Genomic DNA, 16471 nt, shown 5'->3' with positions numbered 1-16471 from the left:
CTGTATATGTATTGAGTACAAATTTTCTAGCTAAGGATGCTCGTGTCGACTACACACTCTTCGCCCACCGCCGTGCGGGCATCGAACCCTCGAACGGCCAGGCGCGTCGCCGTGGCATCCCTCGTGGGGACCGCGCTCGAATCGTACGACTTCTACATCTACGCCTACTTTGCCGCATTCTTCGCGGGACCGCTCTTCTTCGATCCGCTGGGGCCGGTTGGTGCAACGCTGGCCGCGTTCCTCACGATCGCCGTGAGCTTCGTCGTGCGACCGATCGGTTCCATCATCTTCGGGCACCTGGGCGACCGCATCGGCCGACGCAAGACGCTCCTCATCACCATCCTGATCATGGGAATCGCGACGGGCCTCATCGGTCTTTTGCCGACCTACGCCATGGCCGGGTGGACGGGTGCCGTCATCCTCGTGCTGCTGCGCCTGGCGCAGGGCGTGTCGCTCGGCGGCGAGTGGGGTGGCAGCATTCTGTTGGCTTCCGAGCATTCCTCGCGCAAGAGCCGCGCGTTCTGGGCCGCACTCCCCCAGCTGGGTTCACCCATCGGCTCGATCCTGTCGGCAGCGTTCTTCCTCGTGCTCACGTCGGCCCTGCCCGCCGAAGAGATCGTCGCGTGGGCGTGGCGCATCCCGTTCCTCACCGCCATCCCGCTCGTCGCCATCTCGCTCTACCTGCGCTGGTCGATCGACGAGACGCCCGTGTTCGCCAACCTCGTCAAGAACGACAAGCGCGAGCGGATGCCGGTGCTGCGCGTCTTCCGTGAGCAGCCCGCCGCTCTCGCCCTCGCCATCGGCACGGCGCTCCTCGGCATCGGCTCGTACTCGCTCATGAACACCTACACGATCAACTACGGCGTCGCGGTGCTGGGCTTCACCTACGAGAACCTGCTCGTCGCGACCACCATCGGCGGCCTCCTCCAGCTCGTCACGATCCCCCTCTTCGGATGGTGGGCCACCCGCATCGGCTCGGCACGGGTGGTCGCCTATGGCGCGCTCGGCACGCTGCTGATCGCGTTCCCGATGTACTTCGTGTTGCAGCAGGCCACGTTCGGCATCCTCGTCGGCACCATGATCATCGGCGGCATCCTGCCCACCATGAGCTGGGCGGCGCTCGGCGGCACCATGGCCGACCTGTTCGGCGACCGTCACCGTTACTCCGCTCTCTCGATCGCTTACAGCATCGCGGCCGTCGTCTCGGGCTTCGTGCCCGCTCTCACCCTGGCGTTCGGCCAGGCGACGGGCCAGGCGTGGTGGCACCCGGGCGTCGTGCTCGCCGCCATGTCGGCCATCACGCTCGTGTCGGCGTGGGCGGTGCGCCGCTCGAGCGTCACGGCTCGGGATGCCGCGGCCGACGACTCCGAGGTCGCGGAACCCGCGCTGCAGAACTCGTAGCGACAGGGCTGAATCCCCGAGCGCCCCGGGCGGCTGACGCAGTTCGTTCTGCACAGCCGCGCGGGGCGTTCGTTCTGCACAGACATCCCGCGGATGTGCTCGGCGGGGTACGAATCGGTACGCTGGTGGGAGAGAACACACTCAGGCACGTACACACGGTGCCGCCCATAGCGATCAGGAGTCACAGCATGCCCGCGAGCGTTCCCGACAAACCGGCCCTCGAGGGCCTCGAAACCTCTTGGGGCACCCGCTGGGAAGAGTCGGGCGTCTACCGCTTCGACCGCACGGGCGTCACGCACGACGACATCTACTCGATCGACACTCCCCCGCCCACGGCATCCGGTTCTCTGCACATCGGTCACGTGTTCAGCTACACGCACACCGACGTCGTGGCGCGCTACCAGCGCATGTCGGGCAAGCGCGTCTTCTACCCCATGGGGTGGGATGACAACGGCCTGCCCACCGAGCGCCGCGTACAGAACTACTACGGCGTGCGCTGCGACCCGTCGCTGCCCTACGACGCCGACTTCGTGCCGCCGTTCGAGGGTGGCGACAACAAGTCGACCAAGGCCGCCGACCAAAAGCCCGTGTCGCGCCGCAACTTCATCGAGCTGTGCGAGCGCCTCACGGTCGAGGACGAGAAGCAGTTCGAGGCCGTCTGGCGGGCCCTCGGCCTGTCGGTCGACTGGACGCAGACCTACCGCACCATCGGCGACGAGGCCCTCTTCACCTCACAGCTCGCGTTCCTGCGCAACGTCGAACGCGGCGAGGCCTACCAGGCCATGGCCCCGACGCTGTGGGACGTGACGTTCCGCACCGCCGTCGCCCAGGCCGAGCTCGAAGACAAAGAGCAACCGGGCGCCTATCACCGCCTCGCGTTCCAGAAGGCCGACGGCGGTTCGGTCGAGATCGAGACCACGCGTCCCGAACTCCTCGCCGCCTGCGTCGCCCTCGTGGCCCACCCCGACGACGAGCGATACAAGAACCTGTTCGGCACGACCGTGACGACACCCGTCTTCGGCGTCGAGGTGCCCATCGTGGCGCACCACCTTGCGCAGCCCGACAAGGGCGCCGGCATCGCCATGATCTGCACCTTCGGCGACCTGACCGACGTCATCTGGTGGCGCGAGCTCGACCTGCCCAACCGCGCGATCATGGGCTTCGACGGCCGCATCATCGCCGAGGCACCCGACGTCATCACGAGCGAAAAGGGCCTCGCCGCCTACGCGCAGCTCGCCGGCAAGACCGTCTTCAGCGCCAAGCAGACGATCGTCGAGCTGCTGCGTGAAGAGGGCAGCCTCATCGGTGACCCGAAGCCCATCGTGCACCCTGTCAAGTTCTTCGAGAAGGGCGACAAGCCGCTCGAGATCGTGTCGACGCGTCAGTGGTACATCCGCAACGGCGCTCGCGACGAAGAGCTGCGCGCCAAACTGCTCGCCTTCGGGCAAGAGCTCGACTGGCACCCCGACTTCATGCGCGTGCGCTACGAGAACTGGGTCGGCGGCCTCTCGGGCGATTGGCTCATCTCGCGCCAGCGCTTCTTCGGCGTGCCGATTCCGGTGTGGTATCCGCTCGACGCCGACGGCAACCCCGTCTTCGATCAGCCCATCGTCGCCACGCGCGACATGCTGCCCGTCGACCCTTCCTCCGAGCCCGCACCCGGCTACGACGCGTCTCAGCGGGGCCAGGCCCGCGGATTCATCGGCGAGGTCGACGTGATGGACACGTGGGCCACGTCATCCCTCACCCCGCAGCTCGCGGGCGGCTGGGAGCGCGACGAAGAACTCTGGAACCTCGTCTTCCCCTACTCGCTGCGCCCCCAGGGCCAGGACATCATCCGCACCTGGCTCTTCAGCACGATGCTGCGCTCGACGCTCGAGTACGGCGAGAAGCCGTGGACGAACACCACCCTGTCCGGTTTCATCGTCGACCCCGACCGCAAGAAGATGTCGAAGTCGAAGGGCAACGTCGTCACGCCCGCCGACATCCTCGAGAAGCACGGCTCCGACGCGGTGCGCTACTGGGCCGCTTCTTCGCGTCTCGGCACCGACGCCGCGTTCGACCCGCAGAACCCGACGCAGATCAAGATCGGTCGCCGCCTGGCCATCAAGGTGCTCAACGCCTCGAAGTTCATCCTCGGTTTCGAGGTTCCCGCGGGTGCCCAGATCACCGAGCCGCTCGACGCCAGCATGCTCGCGCAGCTGGAACGTGTGGTTGCGGATGCCTCGGCCGCCCTGGCCGCCTACGACCACGCTCGTGCGCTCGAGATCACCGAGAGCTTCTTCTGGGCATTCTGCGACGACTACCTCGAGCTCGTGAAGGAACGCGCCTACGACGAGGATCACGAGGGTCAGGCATCCGCCGCCCTCGCTCTGCGCACCGCGCTCGGTGTGCTGTTGCGACTGTTCGCGCCCGTCATCCCGTTCGCCACCGAAGAGGCCTGGTCGTGGTTCAACGACGGCTCCGTGCACGTGGCCGCGTGGCCCACCGTGGCCGAGTTCGACGGGCTGCCCGACGGCGATGCGTCGCTGCTCACGCTCGCGTCAGAAGCCCTGACGAGCATCCGCCGCGCCAAGACCGATGCGAAAGCCTCGCAGAAGACCCCGGTGGCGCAGGCCACCATCGCCGGAACCGCCGAGCAGACCGAATCGCTCGCGCGCGCCGCCTCCGACCTCAAGGCCGTCGGACGCATCGACACCCTCACCTTCATCACCGCCGCCGAACTGGCCGTCACGGACATCGTGCTCGCGCCGGCCGACAGCTAAGGAGCACCACCATGTCCGAGAGCACCAGCGCTTCCCCCACCGCAGCCGTCACGATCCGCCCCATGCGCGACCGCGACTTCTTCTCGTGGCTGCCGCTCTTCGTCGAATACGGCGATTTCTACAACTCCCCCGTGACCGACCAGAAGGCCCTGCTCGTGTGGAGCTGGATCTCCGAGGGCAAGCATGACGTGCACGGCCTCGTGGCCGAGAACGCCGACGGCACGCTCGTCGGCTTCGCGCATTTCCGTGGATTCGCCCGGCCCCTCGCCGGCGAGGTGGGCGTCTACCTCGACGATCTCTTCGTGCAGCCCGACGCGCGCCGCAGTGGTATCGCCACGCAGCTCATCGAGGCCGTCGGCGAGGCAGCCCGCGCGCGCGGCGCCCGCATCGTGCGCTGGGTGACGGCCGAAGACAACGCCGACGCACAGAAGCTCTACGACCAGGTCGCGGCCCGCACCACCTGGCTGACCTACGACATGGGGCTCTAGGCTCATGCAGCTCGGCACACGTTGGACCTTCGGGCAGGACGCCCCGGCCAGCCTGCCCGCCGTCGTCACCGAGGCGGTGCAATCGGTCGAGGCCGAAGTCTCCGCCGGCGGCAGCGATGCGGCCGGTTGGCGCTGGACGCTGACCTGGCTCGAAGGCAAACCCGTGGTCGAGCTCGATGACGGCACCACCGTCACCTATCAGCCCGCGTCGGCCGTCGGGCCCGAGTCGGCGACCATTCGCAGCGCCGACACCGAGGACGACGAGGGCGCCTTCTAAGGGCACCCGCGCCGGCCAGGTGTCGTTACTTCGTGGCGAGGATCTCGCCGTGGGGCATCGCGAACCAGCCGGTCTTGTCGGCCACCCAGGTCTTCCAGGCCTCGGAGACCTCTTGCAGATCTTCGAGTGTGGCTGCCCCGGCCTCGATCGACTGGGGCGCGAAGCTCGACTCGAGGGCACGCACGGCCCAGTTGCCGCCCCACCACTCGCGATCCGCGTCATCCGCGAAGCACCAGATCGAGGCCCCCGTCGAGATGTTCTCGAAGCCGGCCTCCATCGCCCACGCCTTCAGGCTCGACCCGCCGTCAGGGTCGCCGCCATTGAAGCGCGCGACGGCCTGGTAGACATCCATCCATTTGCGCAGGCCCGGCAGGAGCGGGTGCCACACGGCGCCGCCATAGATGACGTCGCGCGCGGCGACGACGCCGCCGGGCTTCACCACGCGGCGCATCTCGCGCAAGACGGCGACCGGATCGGCGACGTGCTGTAGCACCTGATGGGCGTGCACCACATCGAACGTGTCGTCTGGGAAGTCGAGGTGATAGGCATCCCCCACCTGGAATTCGACGTTGGTCAGACCGTTGTCGTCGGCGAGGGCCCGCGCCTGGTCGCGGACGTCTTCGGCGGCATCGATGCCGACCACGCGGCCGCCGGCCACACGACGACCGATATCGACCGTGATCGTTCCGGGCCCCGACCCCACGTCGAGAACCGACGCGCCCGGCACCAGGTGTGGCGCGAGGTAGGCGGCCGAGTTGTCGACCGTGCGCCAGCTGTGGGTGCGCAGAACGCTGTCGTGGTGTCCGTGGGTATACCGTTCGATCGTTGCCATACCCCGACACTAACTCCCCCATCCGACGGCCTCGACGATGTGACGGCGGCGTAGGCTGGCGGGATGGCCGATACGACGAATCCCCTGATCGCACCCAGTCCGCTTCCGTACCGTTTGCCGCCGTTCGCCGATATCTCCGACGAACATTACGAACCGGCGTTCGAGGCGGGCATGCGGGCGCACCTCGAAGAGATCCGTGCTATCACGAGCAACGTCGACGAACCGACGTTCGAGAACACGATGATTCCTCTTGAACGCGCCGGGCAGATCCTGCACCGCGTCGCCACCGTCTTCTTCAATAAGAGCTCCTCCGACTCCAACGAAGCCACCAACGCGCTCGAAGAAGAGATCGCGCCCCGACTGGCGGCCCACGACGACGCCATCATGCTAGACGCCGCGCTCTACGCCCGCGTGCGCGCCGTGGCTCAGACATCCGACGCTCTCGACGACGAGTCGCGGTATCTGGTCGAGCGCTACCTCGCCGAATTCGAGCACGCGGGCGCCAACCTCGACGACGACGGCAAGGACCGGTTGCGGGCCTTCAACCAGACGCTGTCGACGTTGACCACGCGATTCGAGAAGAACCTGCTCGCCGACACCAACGACCTGGCCGTTCTCGTCACCGATGTCGAGGAGCTCGACGGCCTGAGCGACGGCGAGATCGCCTCGCTGGCCGCGGCAGCCCGCGATCGCGGCATTGACGACGCCTACCTCATCACACTCGTGCTGCCCACCGGACACCCCGTTCTGGCATCCCTCACCTCGCGCACACTGCGCCACCGCATTCTGGAGGCGTCGCGGGCGCGCGGCCGCCGCGGCGGACCGTTCGACAATCGCGAACTCGTGCTCGAGATCACCCGCCTGCGCGCCCAACGCGCCCGCCTGCTCGGTTTCAACAGCCACGCCGAATACGTGACATCCGAGCAGACCGCCAAGAGCCCCGAGGCCGTTTCGCGCATACTCGGTCAGCTGGCACCCGCGGCGGCCCGCAACGCGCGCGCCGAACAGGCGGCGCTGCAGCAGATCGTCGACGAGCACGAAGCTGAGCCGTTTGCCATCGAAGCCCACGACTGGGCGTTCTACAGCGAGCGGGTTCGCCAGGCCACCTACGACGTGGACACGCAGGCCATGCGGCCCTACTTCGAGGCCGAGCGCGTGCTGCGCGACGGTGTGTTCTTCGCGGCCACGAAGCTCTATGGCATCACGTTCACCGAGCGCCACGACCTGATGGCCTACCATCCCGACGCCCGCGTCTTCGAGGTGCACAACGAAGACGGCACCGAGCTGGGGCTCTACATCCTTGACCTCTACACGCGCGACTCGAAGCGCGGAGGTGCGTGGATGAACCCGCTGGTGTCGCAGTCGACGCTGCTCGACCTGCCGCCCGTCGTCGTCAACAACCTCAACGTGCCGAAGCCTCCGGCCGGGTCGCCGACCCTGCTCAGCTTCGACGAGGTCAACACGTTCTTCCACGAGTTCGGGCACGCGCTGCACGGCCTCTTCGCCCACGTCACCTACCCCAAGTTCTCGGGCACCAATGTGTTCCGCGACTTCGTCGAGTTCCCGAGCCAGGTCAACGAGATGTGGATGCTGTGGCCCGAAGTTCTCGAGAACTACGCGGTCCATCACCGCACCGGCGAGCCCCTTCCCGCCGACCTCGTCGAGAAGATCCAGGCGTCGGCCGCCTTCGACGAAGGACATTCGACCAGCGAATATCTTGCCGCCGCACTGCTCGACCAGGCCTGGCACCGCATCACGGCCGATGATGCCGTCGGCGATGTCGAGAGCTTCGAAGCGGATGCCCTCGCCGATGTGGGCCTCGACAACCCCGCCGTGCCCACCCGCTACTCGAGCACCTACTTCGCCCACACCTTCTCGGGCGGTTACGACGCCGGCTACTACTCCTACATCTGGAGCGAGGTGTTGGACGCCGATACGGTCGGGTGGTTCGAGGAGAACGGCGGGCTGACGCGTGAGAACGGCGACCGATTCCGCCGCCTGCTGCTGGGCGTCGGCGGCAGCACGGACCCGCTTGAGGCATACCGCGCATTCCGCGGCCGAGATGCCGTCATCGAACCGCTGCTCGCCCGCCGCGGTCTGGAGCACTGACGCGCCGAATCGTCGGGCGCAGCACGAAGGCCGGGAGGATATCTCCCGGCCTTCTTCGCGCAATACTCACTCCGAGGGTGAGACCCTACGCAGACTTGTCCTGACGCTGCTTCTGGCGCGGAACGAGCGTCGGCGCCGCGTTCTCGAGCACGGTCTCGCGCGTGACGATGACCTCGGCCACCTCGTCGGTCGAGGGAACCTCGAACATGATCGGCCCGAGCACCTCTTCCATGATGGCGCGCAGCCCGCGGGCGCCGGTCTTGCGCAGTACCGCGAGGTCGGCGATCGCTTCGAGGGCGTCGTTATCGAAGTTCAGCTCGACGCCATCAAGCTCGAACATGCGCTGGTACTGCCGCACGAGCGCGTTCTTCGGCACCGTGAGAATCTCCATGAGAGCCTCTTGGTCGAGCTGCGTGACGGTGGTCACGACGGGAAGGCGGCCGATGAATTCGGGGATGAGCCCGAACTTGTGCAGGTCTTCGGGCAGCACCTCGCCGAACAGGTTGACGTCGTCGCCCTTGGAGTGGAGCGGAGCCCCGAAGCCGATGCCCTTCTTGCCGGCCCGCGACGAGATGATCTCTTCGAGCCCGGCGAAGGCGCCAGCCACGATGAAGAGCACGTTGGTCGTGTCGATCTGGATGAATTCCTGGTGCGGGTGCTTGCGACCACCCTGCGGCGGAACCGACGCGACGGTGCCCTCGAGGATCTTGAGCAGCGCCTGCTGCACGCCCTCGCCCGACACGTCGCGCGTGATCGACGGGTTCTCGGCCTTGCGGGCGATCTTGTCGACCTCGTCGATGTAGATGATGCCCGTCTCGGCGCGCTTGACGTCGTAGTCGGCGGCCTGGATGAGCTTCAGCAGGATGTTCTCGACGTCTTCGCCGACGTATCCGGCCTCCGTCAGCGCCGTCGCATCGGCGACCGCGAACGGCACGTTGAGCCGCTTGGCCAGCGTCTGCGCGAGGTAGGTCTTGCCGCAACCGGTCGGGCCGATGAGCAGGATGTTGCTCTTCGCGATCTCGACGTCGTCGCCCAGTTGGTCGGCGGCCGTGAGCGTGTTGCGGGCGCGCACACGCTTGTAGTGGTTGTAGACGGCGACCGAGAGCGCACGCTTGGCGGCCATCTGACCGATCACGTACTCGTCGAGGAAGCCGAAGATCTCTTTGGGCTTGGGCAGTTCGAAGTCACCGGCGGGGGCGTCTTCGCCCGCTTCGGCCATGCGCTCTTCGATGATCTCGTTGCACAGCTCGACGCATTCGTCGCAGATGTACACTCCGGGACCAGCGATCAGCTGCTGAACCTGCTTCTGGCTTTTGCCGCAGAATGAACATTTGAGCAGATCGGCGCTCTCACCTATCCGAGCCATCCCGTCACGCTCCCTTTTCGCAGTTAGATCGTGGTTGTGCGTACTGTCGAGCCTAACCCGATTCGGCGTATTTGCCCCGAACCCGGCCGGTCGGTCGCGGCGCGTCGGATGCGTTCCGCCGAAGCGGTTGCGCGGCCCGAGGTGCGCCGTTCGTGTGTGGTCAAAGTCTGCGCCATGTCGCGCCGCCCACAAAATCGGTTCGCCCTCAGCGTGTGCCCCCGGCAGGGGACGTCGCCTGGCAGAGACAGAGGGCCGGATGCCGCGGCGTGCGCGTCATCCGGCCCTCTCCGTGCTGGGTGTCAGCTCGGTTGTTCTGTCTTACTGCGCGATGGCCGCGGGAAGCGACTTGCGGCTCGTGAGCACCTGGTCGATCAGGCCGTATTCGAGTGCCTCGCTGGCGCCGAGGATCTTGTCGCGGTCGATGTCTTTGTTGACCTGCTCCTGTGAGCGGTTCGAGTGCTTCGACAGCGTGGCCTCGAGCCAGGTGCGCATGCGCATGATCTCGGCGGCCTGGATCTCGATGTCCGATGCCTGTCCGCGACCGGCCTCGCCGACGGCGGGCTGGTGGATGAGGATGCGGGCGTTGGGCAGCGCGAGGCGCTTGCCGGGGGTGCCTGCCGCGGTAAGCACGGCGGCCGCCGAGGCTGCTTGGCCGAGGACAACCGTCTGGATCTGCGGACGGATGTACTGCATCGTGTCGTAGATCGCCGTCATCGCGGTGAACGAGCCACCGGGCGAGTTGATGTACATGACGATGTCGCGGTCGGGGTCCATGCTTTCGAGCACCAACAGCTGAGCCATGATGTCGTCGGCCGACGCGTCGTCGACCTGGACACCCAGGAAGATGATGCGGTCTTCGAACAGCTTGGCGTAGGGGTCTTGGCGCTTGTAACCGTAAGCGGTGCGCTCTTCGAAGCTCGGCAGGATGTAACGGCTGCCGGGCATCTGGACGCCGGATGCCTGACCCATCGAGCTCGTGGCGTTTCCACCGAATGTGGGGATGTTCATCTGTTTTCCTTCGTCGAGTTCGTGAGTCAGTTCGTTTCGGTTCCGCCGCCACCGGCGACGTCGGTGGCCGACTCGCGGATGTGGTCGACGAAGCCGTACTCGAGGGCCTCTTGCGCGCTGAACCAACGGTCGCGGTCACCGTCGAGGTTGATCTGCTCGACCGTCTTGCCGGTCTGGGCGGCGGTGATCTCGGCGAGGCGGCGCTTCATGTCGAGGATGAGCTGAGCCTGCGTCTGGATGTCGCTCGCCGTTCCGCCGAAGCCACCGTGCGGCTGGTGCAGCAGCACACGCGCGTTGGGCGTGATGTAGCGCTTGCCCTTGGTACCGGCGGTCAGCAGCAGCTGCCCCATCGAGGCGGCCATACCGATTCCGACGGTGACGATGTCGTTCGGCACGAACTGCATCGTGTCGTAGATGGCCATGCCTGCGGTGATGGAACCGCCGGGCGAGTTGATGTAGAGGTAGATGTCTCGGGTGGAGTCTTCAGCCGCCAACAGAAGAAGCTTTGCGGCGATCTCGTTGGCGTTGTCGTCGCGCACCTCTGACCCGAGCCAGATGATGCGGTCTTTCAGCAGTCGGTCAAAAACACTGGGTGACAGTGCTGGTTCGGCCATGTCGCGCTCCATTTCAGTTATCGCTTGGAATCGAATCTATAGGAGCTAACGTCGGCAAACGGGCGTGTTCGCCGTGGGCAGACGTTGCCGTGTCACTGCCGGGTCTTCTAGCGACGTGCGGCGTGTCGCACCCGCGCCGAATACATATCGGATGCCGGAGTGCCACGTTTGGGAGGGTGCGAGGTTTGCCCGCACCGAACGCACGAATGCCCCCGGCGTGAACCGGGGGCATTCGAGGTGTTCAGGCCGTGAGGCCGAACGTGGTCTTACTTCGCGTCTGCGTCGTCCGCAGCAGCGGCCTTCTTGGCGGCCGGCTTCTTGGCGGCAGCCTTCTTGGCCGGTGCTTTCTTCGCGGGCTTCTCGGCGGCAGCCTCGTCGGCCGGCGCGGCGTCGCTCTCAGCGGCGTCGGTGCTGGTCTCGTCGGTGGCGGCGTCGGTGCTGACCTCGTCGGCATTGGCGTCGTCGGCCTCGGGCACGAAGCCCGTGAGGTCGATGGCCTTGCCGTTGGTGTCGACGACCGTGGCCTTGCCGAGCACGACGGCGATGGCCTTGTTACGGGCTACTTCGCCGACCATGGCGGGGATCTGACCGTTCTGGTCGAGAACCTGGATGAATTCGCCGGGCTCCATGCCGTACTGCGAGGCACCCTGGATGAGGTACTGGGTGAGCTCTTCCTGGCTGACCTGCACCTTCTCTGCCTCGGCGATCGCGTCGAACAGCATCTGCTGACGGAACGTCTCGGTGGAGGAGACGCGAACCTCTTCGCGGTGGGCGTCGTCTTCGAGGCGGCCTTCGCCCTCGAGGTGACGGTGCACCTCGTCTTCGACGAGCTGCTCGGGGACGGGGATCTCGACCGACTCGACGAGCTGTTCGACGAGCTTGGTGCGAGCCTCGGCGCCCTGGCCGAAGGCCTTCTGGCGCTCGACCTGACCCTTGAGGCTCTCGCGCAGCTCGTCGATGGTGTCGAACTCGCTGGCGATCTGCGCGAAGTCGTCGTTCGCCTCGGGCATCTCGCGCTCTTTCACGGCGGTGACGGTGACGGCGATCTCGGCCTGCTCACCCTCGTGCTCGCCACCCAGGAGGGGGGCGCTGAACGTGGTGCTCTCACCGGCGGTGAGGGAGTCGAGGGCCTCGTCGATGCCCTCGATCAGCTCACCCGAGCCGAGCTCGTAGCTGATGGCGTCGGCGCGGTCGACTTCTTCGCCGTTGATGGTGGCGACGAGGTCGATCTGCGCGAAGTCACCGGTCTTGGCGGGACGGTCGACGCTGATGAGCGTGCCGAAGCGCGTGCGCAGGCGGTCGAGCTCTTCCTGCACGTCTTCGTCGGTGATCTCGGCGGGCTCGACCTCGACGGTCAGGCCCGAGTAGTCGGGCAGTTCGATCTCGGGGCGCACGTCGACCTCGACGTTGACCAGGAGGTCACCCGAGTAGTCCTTGTCGCTCGGCCATTCGATGATGTCGGCCTGCGGGCGGCCGAGCGAGCGGAGGCTGTGCTCTTCGACGGCGGCACGGTAGAAACCGTCGAGGCCTTCGTTGACGGCGTGCTCGAGGACCGCACCCTTGCCGACGCGCTGGTCGATGATCGCGGGCGGAACCTTGCCCTTGCGGAAGCCAGGAATGTTGACCTGCTCGGCGATGTGACCGTAGGCGTGCGTGATGCTGGGCTTCAAGTCGTCGGGCGTCACCGTGATGGCGAGCTTGACGCGCGTGGGGCTCAGCTGTTCGACCGTGGACTTCACGTGTTCAATCTCCTGTGTTCGAAACTCTTGTACTCGAACCCGGAACGACGCGGCAGTTGTCGCGTGGGGCGTTTCGGGCCGAGGATGACATGTGTGGTCGGGGCGACAGGATTCGAACCTGCGACTTCTCGCTCCCAAAGCGAGCGCTCTACCAAGCTGAGCTACGCCCCGAATGTCACACACTCGGTGAGGCAACCGCCGGGCGCGAACGCAGGCTGATTGACCTCGAAAGTCTAGTCTAGGGGGATGCCGCAGCGGTTGTGGCACTCAGCACGCCCGCGGCTGTAATAGTATGTTCAGGCACCGGTTCGCCGGGCACGGGGATGTAGCTCAATGGTAGAGCCTCAGTCTTCCAAACTGATGGTGCGGGTTCGATTCCCGTCATCCCCTCCGAATACGCTGACAGCCCGCCGATCACACCGATCCGCGGGCTGTCGTCGTATGTCCGCCCTGTTTTTGTCCGCCCTGTTTCGTCACGACGTCGGCGTGGTGAGCACCTCGCCGACGGTGTGGGCGTAGACAAGCAGACCTGAGATCGCGAGCACCCACCCGGCGATGCGGCCGCGGATCGAGGCGACCACGATGATCGCCGCGAAGATCATGAGCGGCAGACCGTAGCGAGATTGCGTGCCGATCGAGTGATAGAGCAGGTAGAACGTCACGGGCAGGAACACGAACGACAGCAGGATGCCCGCCGTCGCACTCATGCCGCCGACACGGGTCGTGTCGTCCGCCGCTGCGAGCGGCCTGAGCGCGAAAAGGAATACGCCACCGAACACGAGCGCCTGCAGGAGATAGCCGATGCTCCACAACTCGGGCGACGGCGGGAAACCGCTGTCGTGGATCGGTTGGAGAAGCGCCCGGACGCCGGAGAAGATCGCGTCGAGGATGCTGCCATCGGTGTACATGATGGTGTTCAATCCACCGTCGGGCTCGCGTCCGGGGACGCGACCCGCGATGCGCCAGGTATTCCATGCCGATTGCACGAGAAGCGGCAGGAGAGACAGCGCAATGCCGATGGCATATCTTTTCGCGTTTGCGCGGAAGTCGGACCGGAACGTCGACAGCGTCTGGGCACCGACGGGAAGGAACGTGGCGAACCAGATCCCGGCCGTGGCGAGCGGGATGAAGTTGGATTTGTTCAGGGCCGCCAGAACGGCGATCGTCACCGTGACGATGATGCGACGGCGCCACGACCCCCGCAGGGTCGCCGCCCAGACGATACCGGCAGCGAAGAGGGGGGCGAGGCCATCCGGGGTCACCGTCGACCCTTGTAGCAGGGCGAGTGGCGCGACCGACATGGCGAGGACGATGCCGATTGCGGCGCCTCGGTGGGCTCCGAGGCGGATCGCGACCGCCAGGAACAGCGCCGAACCGAGGGCGTAGAGGACGGAGGAGGCGGTGCGCGCGGCCTCGAAGAGGCTCATCCCCGTGACGGCTCGCAGCGGAACCGCGATGGCGGCGTCGAGGAGGTAGTACACCGGCGCGTACATGAGGACGTAGTTCACGCCGGCGACGGGGATCTGGTCGAGCGTGATGGGCGTGGAGCAGGTCGTCTCGGCGCCCCGGCACACGTATTCCTTCACCGTTTCGGGTGACAGCGTGTCGGCGACGGTGGGGAGCCCGCGCTCGTCGAGGATTTTGACGATGTAGTCGAAGTGCACCCCCTCGTCGAACTGGGTCAGGGGCGTGTAGGCGCGTCCGAGGATGATACTGATCACGAGCACGGCGATACCGACGGCCACCACGGCGACGACGTTCGCCCAGCGGGCGCGGCGTGTCAGGGCGGGGTTCGTCGCGGTGCGCGGGTTTGCCGCTTCGACCGCCTCGGAATTCGCGTGGTCGCCCTGCTGTCGGCCTCGATGTGATTCTGCGTCGTCGTCGGCGATATCTCGCATCGTTCCCCTGCTCGGTTCTGGCTCTGGCGGCTCGTAGAACCGAGCATAACGGTCCTCGATTGCCGTCCGGGAGCAGTCGAGGGCGGCGGCACGGGATGGCTCAGAACGGGCTGGCCCAGAACGGGCTGGCCCGGAGCGGGATGGCCCAGAGCGGGATGGCCCAGAGCGGGATGAGTCAGAGCGGGATGAGTCAGAGCGGGTTGACGAGGTCGGGCGAGTCGCCTGTCACGGGGCCGACGATGTGGAAGTCGAGCGCTTCGGCGACGGGTGTGGCCGCTTCGACCGCGGCGTCGACGAGCCCCTGGTCGCCCACGATGGTCGGGTCGAGCCACGTGTCCACGAAGTGCCGCGGCAACGTGACGGGTGTGCGGTCGTGGATGTCGCGCAAGCCCCCGACCGCCTCGCGGGTAAGTATCGTGGCCGTCAGGATCCACTCGTTTGAGCCCGGCGCACGCCACCACGAGTAGAGGCCCGCGAACGCCAGCGGCTCGTCGGCGTCGTGGATGTAATAGGGGGTCTTGGTCTTGCCGACCGTCTTCCACTCGTAGTAACCGGATGCCGGCAGGATGGCGCGCTTCGACCGCACCGAGTTCTTGAACGATGCCTTTTCGGCGGCCGTCTCGGACCGGGCGTTGAAGGTGGGGAACTTGGTCTTCAGCTCTCTCGACCAGGAGGGCACGAGCGACCAGCGGCCGGCCATGAGGCGGCGCACCACGGCATCCGGGTCGTCGCGTTCGGTGGCGTGGGCGTCGAACGCGGCTGCGGCGGCTGCCTCTGCCGAAGCCGCCCGCTCGTCGGTGTGGCGCGGCGACTCGAAGATGACGGGCACCGGATCGGTGGGGCGGATGTTCCAGGCCGGAGCGTTGGCATAGTCATCGAGCTCGGACACGTCGAAGTAGGCTCCGAGCTCTTCGCCCGTGAGGGAGTTCGTGAATCGTCCGCACATGCGCTTAGCCTATTGAGTGACGCCGACACTGCACAGGGCGAGCACGAGGATGCGACATCCGCGATGTGCCCCTGAGCGAGAAACCGAGAGAACGTGCTGAAAGTTCCTGCGACCTTCTGGTCGGGTCTGTGGACGATCGCGGGCGCGCTCATCTTCGTCGGCGCGGTTTTCGCCTTCGCGACGGCGCGATTCGGGTTGGGTGTCGCCCTCGTGGTGGCCACGCTCGTGTGCCTCAGCGGGAGCTGGCGCGCGCAACACCTCGCGAAGAAACGCGCTCGAGACCGACGGAGCTGACACGGGGCACGAGACCGACGGAGCTGACACGGGGCGCGACACGCTCGGTGTCCGGGCCTTGAGGAGCGCGAAACTCGGAGGCCACGAGAGCGGCGCACACCACGCGCATCGGCGTCGAGGGATGCGCAGCGGTCAGCGACGGGCGTGGAGCTCGGCGTTGCCGACGTAGCGGGCCGCGTTCTGGCGGATGCCGTCGACCTCCTCGTCCGTGAGGCTGCGCCGCACCTTTCCGGGCACACCGGCGACGAGTGAGCGCGGCGGAATGTGCGTGCCCTCGAGGACGACAGCCCCGGCCGCGATGAGGGATTCCTCGCCGATGACGGCTCCGCTGAGGACGACCGAGCCCATGCCGACGAGCACCGTGTCGCCGATGGTGCAGCCGTGCACGACAGCGTTGTGGCCGATGGACACGTCGCGGCCGATGGTGACGGGCCACGCGGCATCCACGTGCACGGCGACGCCGTCTTGGACGTTGCTGCGCTCACCGACCGTGATCGAGTTGTAGTCGCCCCGCAGGACCGCGTTGTACCAAACGCTCGAGGAGTCGGCGAGCGCCACATGTCCGACGATGCGTGCGCCCTCTGCGACGAAGGCGGTGGCCGCGAGGTGCGGGCCGTCGATGCCCGCGAGTGGGACGAGGGCCTGTGCGGCGGCGGCGGCGGCGAAGGAGGCGGCGTCGGTCATGCGGCCACGCTACCGGAGGGGCGGCGGGCGGCGGGGGCCGGTTTCTGCCA

The 16471-nt window shown here is 66.6% G+C and carries 14 protein-coding genes and 2 tRNA genes; 7 read left to right on the top strand and 9 right to left on the bottom strand.

The features are described 5' to 3' along the window. The first annotated feature begins 42 nt into the window (after nt 1-42). From ACZ6IE_RS06490 to ACZ6IE_RS06475, 4 genes are all read left to right on the top strand, one after another. Complete coding sequence (locus tag ACZ6IE_RS06490; protein ID WP_464607268.1) at nt 43-1401, top strand: MFS transporter; 1359 nt, start codon at nt 43-45, stop codon at nt 1399-1401. A 188-nt stretch (nt 1402-1589) separates the two neighbouring features. Beyond that, the gene (gene valS / locus ACZ6IE_RS06485) at nt 1590-4166 is read left to right on the top strand and encodes a valine--tRNA ligase (RefSeq protein ID WP_464607267.1); all 2577 of its coding nucleotides are present in this window, start codon (nt 1590-1592) and stop codon (nt 4164-4166) included. Nucleotides 4167-4177: 11 nt separating this feature from the next. Continuing rightward, the gene (locus tag ACZ6IE_RS06480) at nt 4178-4654 is read left to right on the top strand and encodes an N-acetyltransferase family protein (protein WP_464607266.1); all 477 of its coding nucleotides are present in this window, start codon (nt 4178-4180) and stop codon (nt 4652-4654) included. Nucleotides 4655-4658: 4 nt separating this feature from the next. After that, nucleotides 4659-4931 (top strand): hypothetical protein, encoded by a 273-nt coding sequence (locus ACZ6IE_RS06475; RefSeq protein ID WP_464607265.1) that lies wholly within the window; start codon nt 4659-4661, stop codon nt 4929-4931. 25 nt (nt 4932-4956) lie between these two features. On the opposite strand, the gene ACZ6IE_RS06470 is transcribed toward ACZ6IE_RS06475, so the two are convergent. Further along, complete coding sequence (locus ACZ6IE_RS06470) at nt 4957-5763, bottom strand: methyltransferase domain-containing protein (RefSeq protein WP_464607264.1); 807 nt, start codon at nt 5761-5763, stop codon at nt 4957-4959. Nucleotides 5764-5826: 63 nt separating this feature from the next. Here ACZ6IE_RS06470 and ACZ6IE_RS06465 point away from each other — a divergent pair, with 63 nt between their 5' ends. Then, on the top strand, nt 5827-7872 hold the full coding sequence (locus tag ACZ6IE_RS06465; protein WP_464607263.1) for a M3 family metallopeptidase: 2046 nt from the start codon (nt 5827-5829) through the stop codon (nt 7870-7872). An 85-nt stretch (nt 7873-7957) separates the two neighbouring features. Here the strand turns inward: ACZ6IE_RS06465 and clpX are convergent, their stop codons facing one another. The 5 genes from clpX to ACZ6IE_RS06440 all read right to left on the bottom strand — a co-directional run bounded on the left by clpX (nt 7958) and on the right by ACZ6IE_RS06440 (nt 12770). After that, the gene (clpX, locus tag ACZ6IE_RS06460) at nt 7958-9238 is read right to left on the bottom strand and encodes an ATP-dependent Clp protease ATP-binding subunit ClpX (protein ID WP_079727415.1); all 1281 of its coding nucleotides are present in this window, start codon (nt 9236-9238) and stop codon (nt 7958-7960) included. 318 nt (nt 9239-9556) lie between these two features. Then, a complete protein-coding gene (locus ACZ6IE_RS06455; protein ID WP_077053362.1) occupies nt 9557-10246 on the bottom strand; it encodes an ATP-dependent Clp protease proteolytic subunit in 690 nt (229 codons plus the stop codon). A 26-nt stretch (nt 10247-10272) separates the two neighbouring features. Continuing rightward, nucleotides 10273-10860, bottom strand: a complete 588-nt coding sequence (locus tag ACZ6IE_RS06450; RefSeq protein WP_077053953.1) for an ATP-dependent Clp protease proteolytic subunit — start codon at nt 10858-10860, stop codon at nt 10273-10275. Between the two features lie 266 nt (nt 10861-11126). Beyond that, nucleotides 11127-12599, bottom strand: a complete 1473-nt coding sequence (tig, locus tag ACZ6IE_RS06445) for a trigger factor (protein WP_464607262.1) — start codon at nt 12597-12599, stop codon at nt 11127-11129. Nucleotides 12600-12693: 94 nt separating this feature from the next. Then, nucleotides 12694-12770 (bottom strand) — tRNA-Pro (locus tag ACZ6IE_RS06440). Nucleotides 12771-12918: 148 nt separating this feature from the next. Between ACZ6IE_RS06440 and ACZ6IE_RS06435 the strand changes: the two genes are divergently transcribed. Beyond that, nucleotides 12919-12989, top strand: a tRNA-Gly gene (locus tag ACZ6IE_RS06435). Between the two features lie 83 nt (nt 12990-13072). Here the strand turns inward: ACZ6IE_RS06435 and ACZ6IE_RS06430 are convergent. Then, nucleotides 13073-14497, bottom strand: coding sequence for a glycosyltransferase family protein (locus ACZ6IE_RS06430; RefSeq protein WP_464607261.1), 1425 nt, complete (start codon nt 14495-14497; stop codon nt 13073-13075). A 190-nt stretch (nt 14498-14687) separates the two neighbouring features. Beyond that, complete coding sequence (locus tag ACZ6IE_RS06425; protein ID WP_464607260.1) at nt 14688-15443, bottom strand: SOS response-associated peptidase; 756 nt, start codon at nt 15441-15443, stop codon at nt 14688-14690. A gap of 93 nt (nt 15444-15536) precedes the next feature. Between ACZ6IE_RS06425 and ACZ6IE_RS06420 the strand changes: the two genes are divergently transcribed. After that, entirely contained in the window at nt 15537-15737 is a 201-nt protein-coding gene (locus ACZ6IE_RS06420; RefSeq protein ID WP_464607259.1) for a hypothetical protein, read from the top strand. A gap of 132 nt (nt 15738-15869) precedes the next feature. Here the strand turns inward: ACZ6IE_RS06420 and ACZ6IE_RS06415 are convergent, their stop codons facing one another. Continuing rightward, nucleotides 15870-16421 carry a gamma carbonic anhydrase family protein gene (locus ACZ6IE_RS06415; RefSeq protein ID WP_464607258.1) on the bottom strand — a complete coding sequence of 184 codons (552 nt, stop codon included), beginning with the start codon at nt 16419-16421 and terminating at the stop codon, nt 15870-15872. Between the last annotated feature and the right edge of the window lie 50 nt (nt 16422-16471).

Source organism: Okibacterium sp. AC114 (assembly GCF_979253355.1).
The sequence above is the reverse complement of the archived record's forward strand: the minus strand, read 5'-3'. Positions and strand labels throughout refer to the sequence as shown.

Excerpts from the sequence above, each read along its gene's own strand:
- ACZ6IE_RS06470 (WP_464607264.1), bottom strand. The coding sequence starts at position 5,763 with ATGGCAACGATCGAACGGTATACCCACGGACACCACGACAGCGTTCTG.
- ACZ6IE_RS06465 (WP_464607263.1), top strand. The coding sequence starts at position 5,827 with ATGGCCGATACGACGAATCCCCTGATCGCACCCAGTCCGCTTCCGTAC.
- clpX (WP_079727415.1), bottom strand. The coding sequence starts at position 9,238 with ATGGCTCGGATAGGTGAGAGCGCCGATCTGCTCAAATGTTCATTCTGC.
- valS (WP_464607267.1), top strand. The coding sequence starts at position 1,590 with ATGCCCGCGAGCGTTCCCGACAAACCGGCCCTCGAGGGCCTCGAAACC.
- ACZ6IE_RS06415 (WP_464607258.1), bottom strand. The coding sequence starts at position 16,421 with ATGACCGACGCCGCCTCCTTCGCCGCCGCCGCCGCCGCACAGGCCCTC.
- ACZ6IE_RS06425 (WP_464607260.1), bottom strand. The coding sequence starts at position 15,443 with ATGTGCGGACGATTCACGAACTCCCTCACGGGCGAAGAGCTCGGAGCC.
- ACZ6IE_RS06450 (WP_077053953.1), bottom strand. The coding sequence starts at position 10,860 with ATGGCCGAACCAGCACTGTCACCCAGTGTTTTTGACCGACTGCTGAAA.
- ACZ6IE_RS06455 (WP_077053362.1), bottom strand. The coding sequence starts at position 10,246 with ATGAACATCCCCACATTCGGTGGAAACGCCACGAGCTCGATGGGTCAG.
- ACZ6IE_RS06430 (WP_464607261.1), bottom strand. The coding sequence starts at position 14,497 with ATGCGAGATATCGCCGACGACGACGCAGAATCACATCGAGGCCGACAG.
- ACZ6IE_RS06475 (WP_464607265.1), top strand. The coding sequence starts at position 4,659 with ATGCAGCTCGGCACACGTTGGACCTTCGGGCAGGACGCCCCGGCCAGC.
- ACZ6IE_RS06480 (WP_464607266.1), top strand. The coding sequence starts at position 4,178 with ATGTCCGAGAGCACCAGCGCTTCCCCCACCGCAGCCGTCACGATCCGC.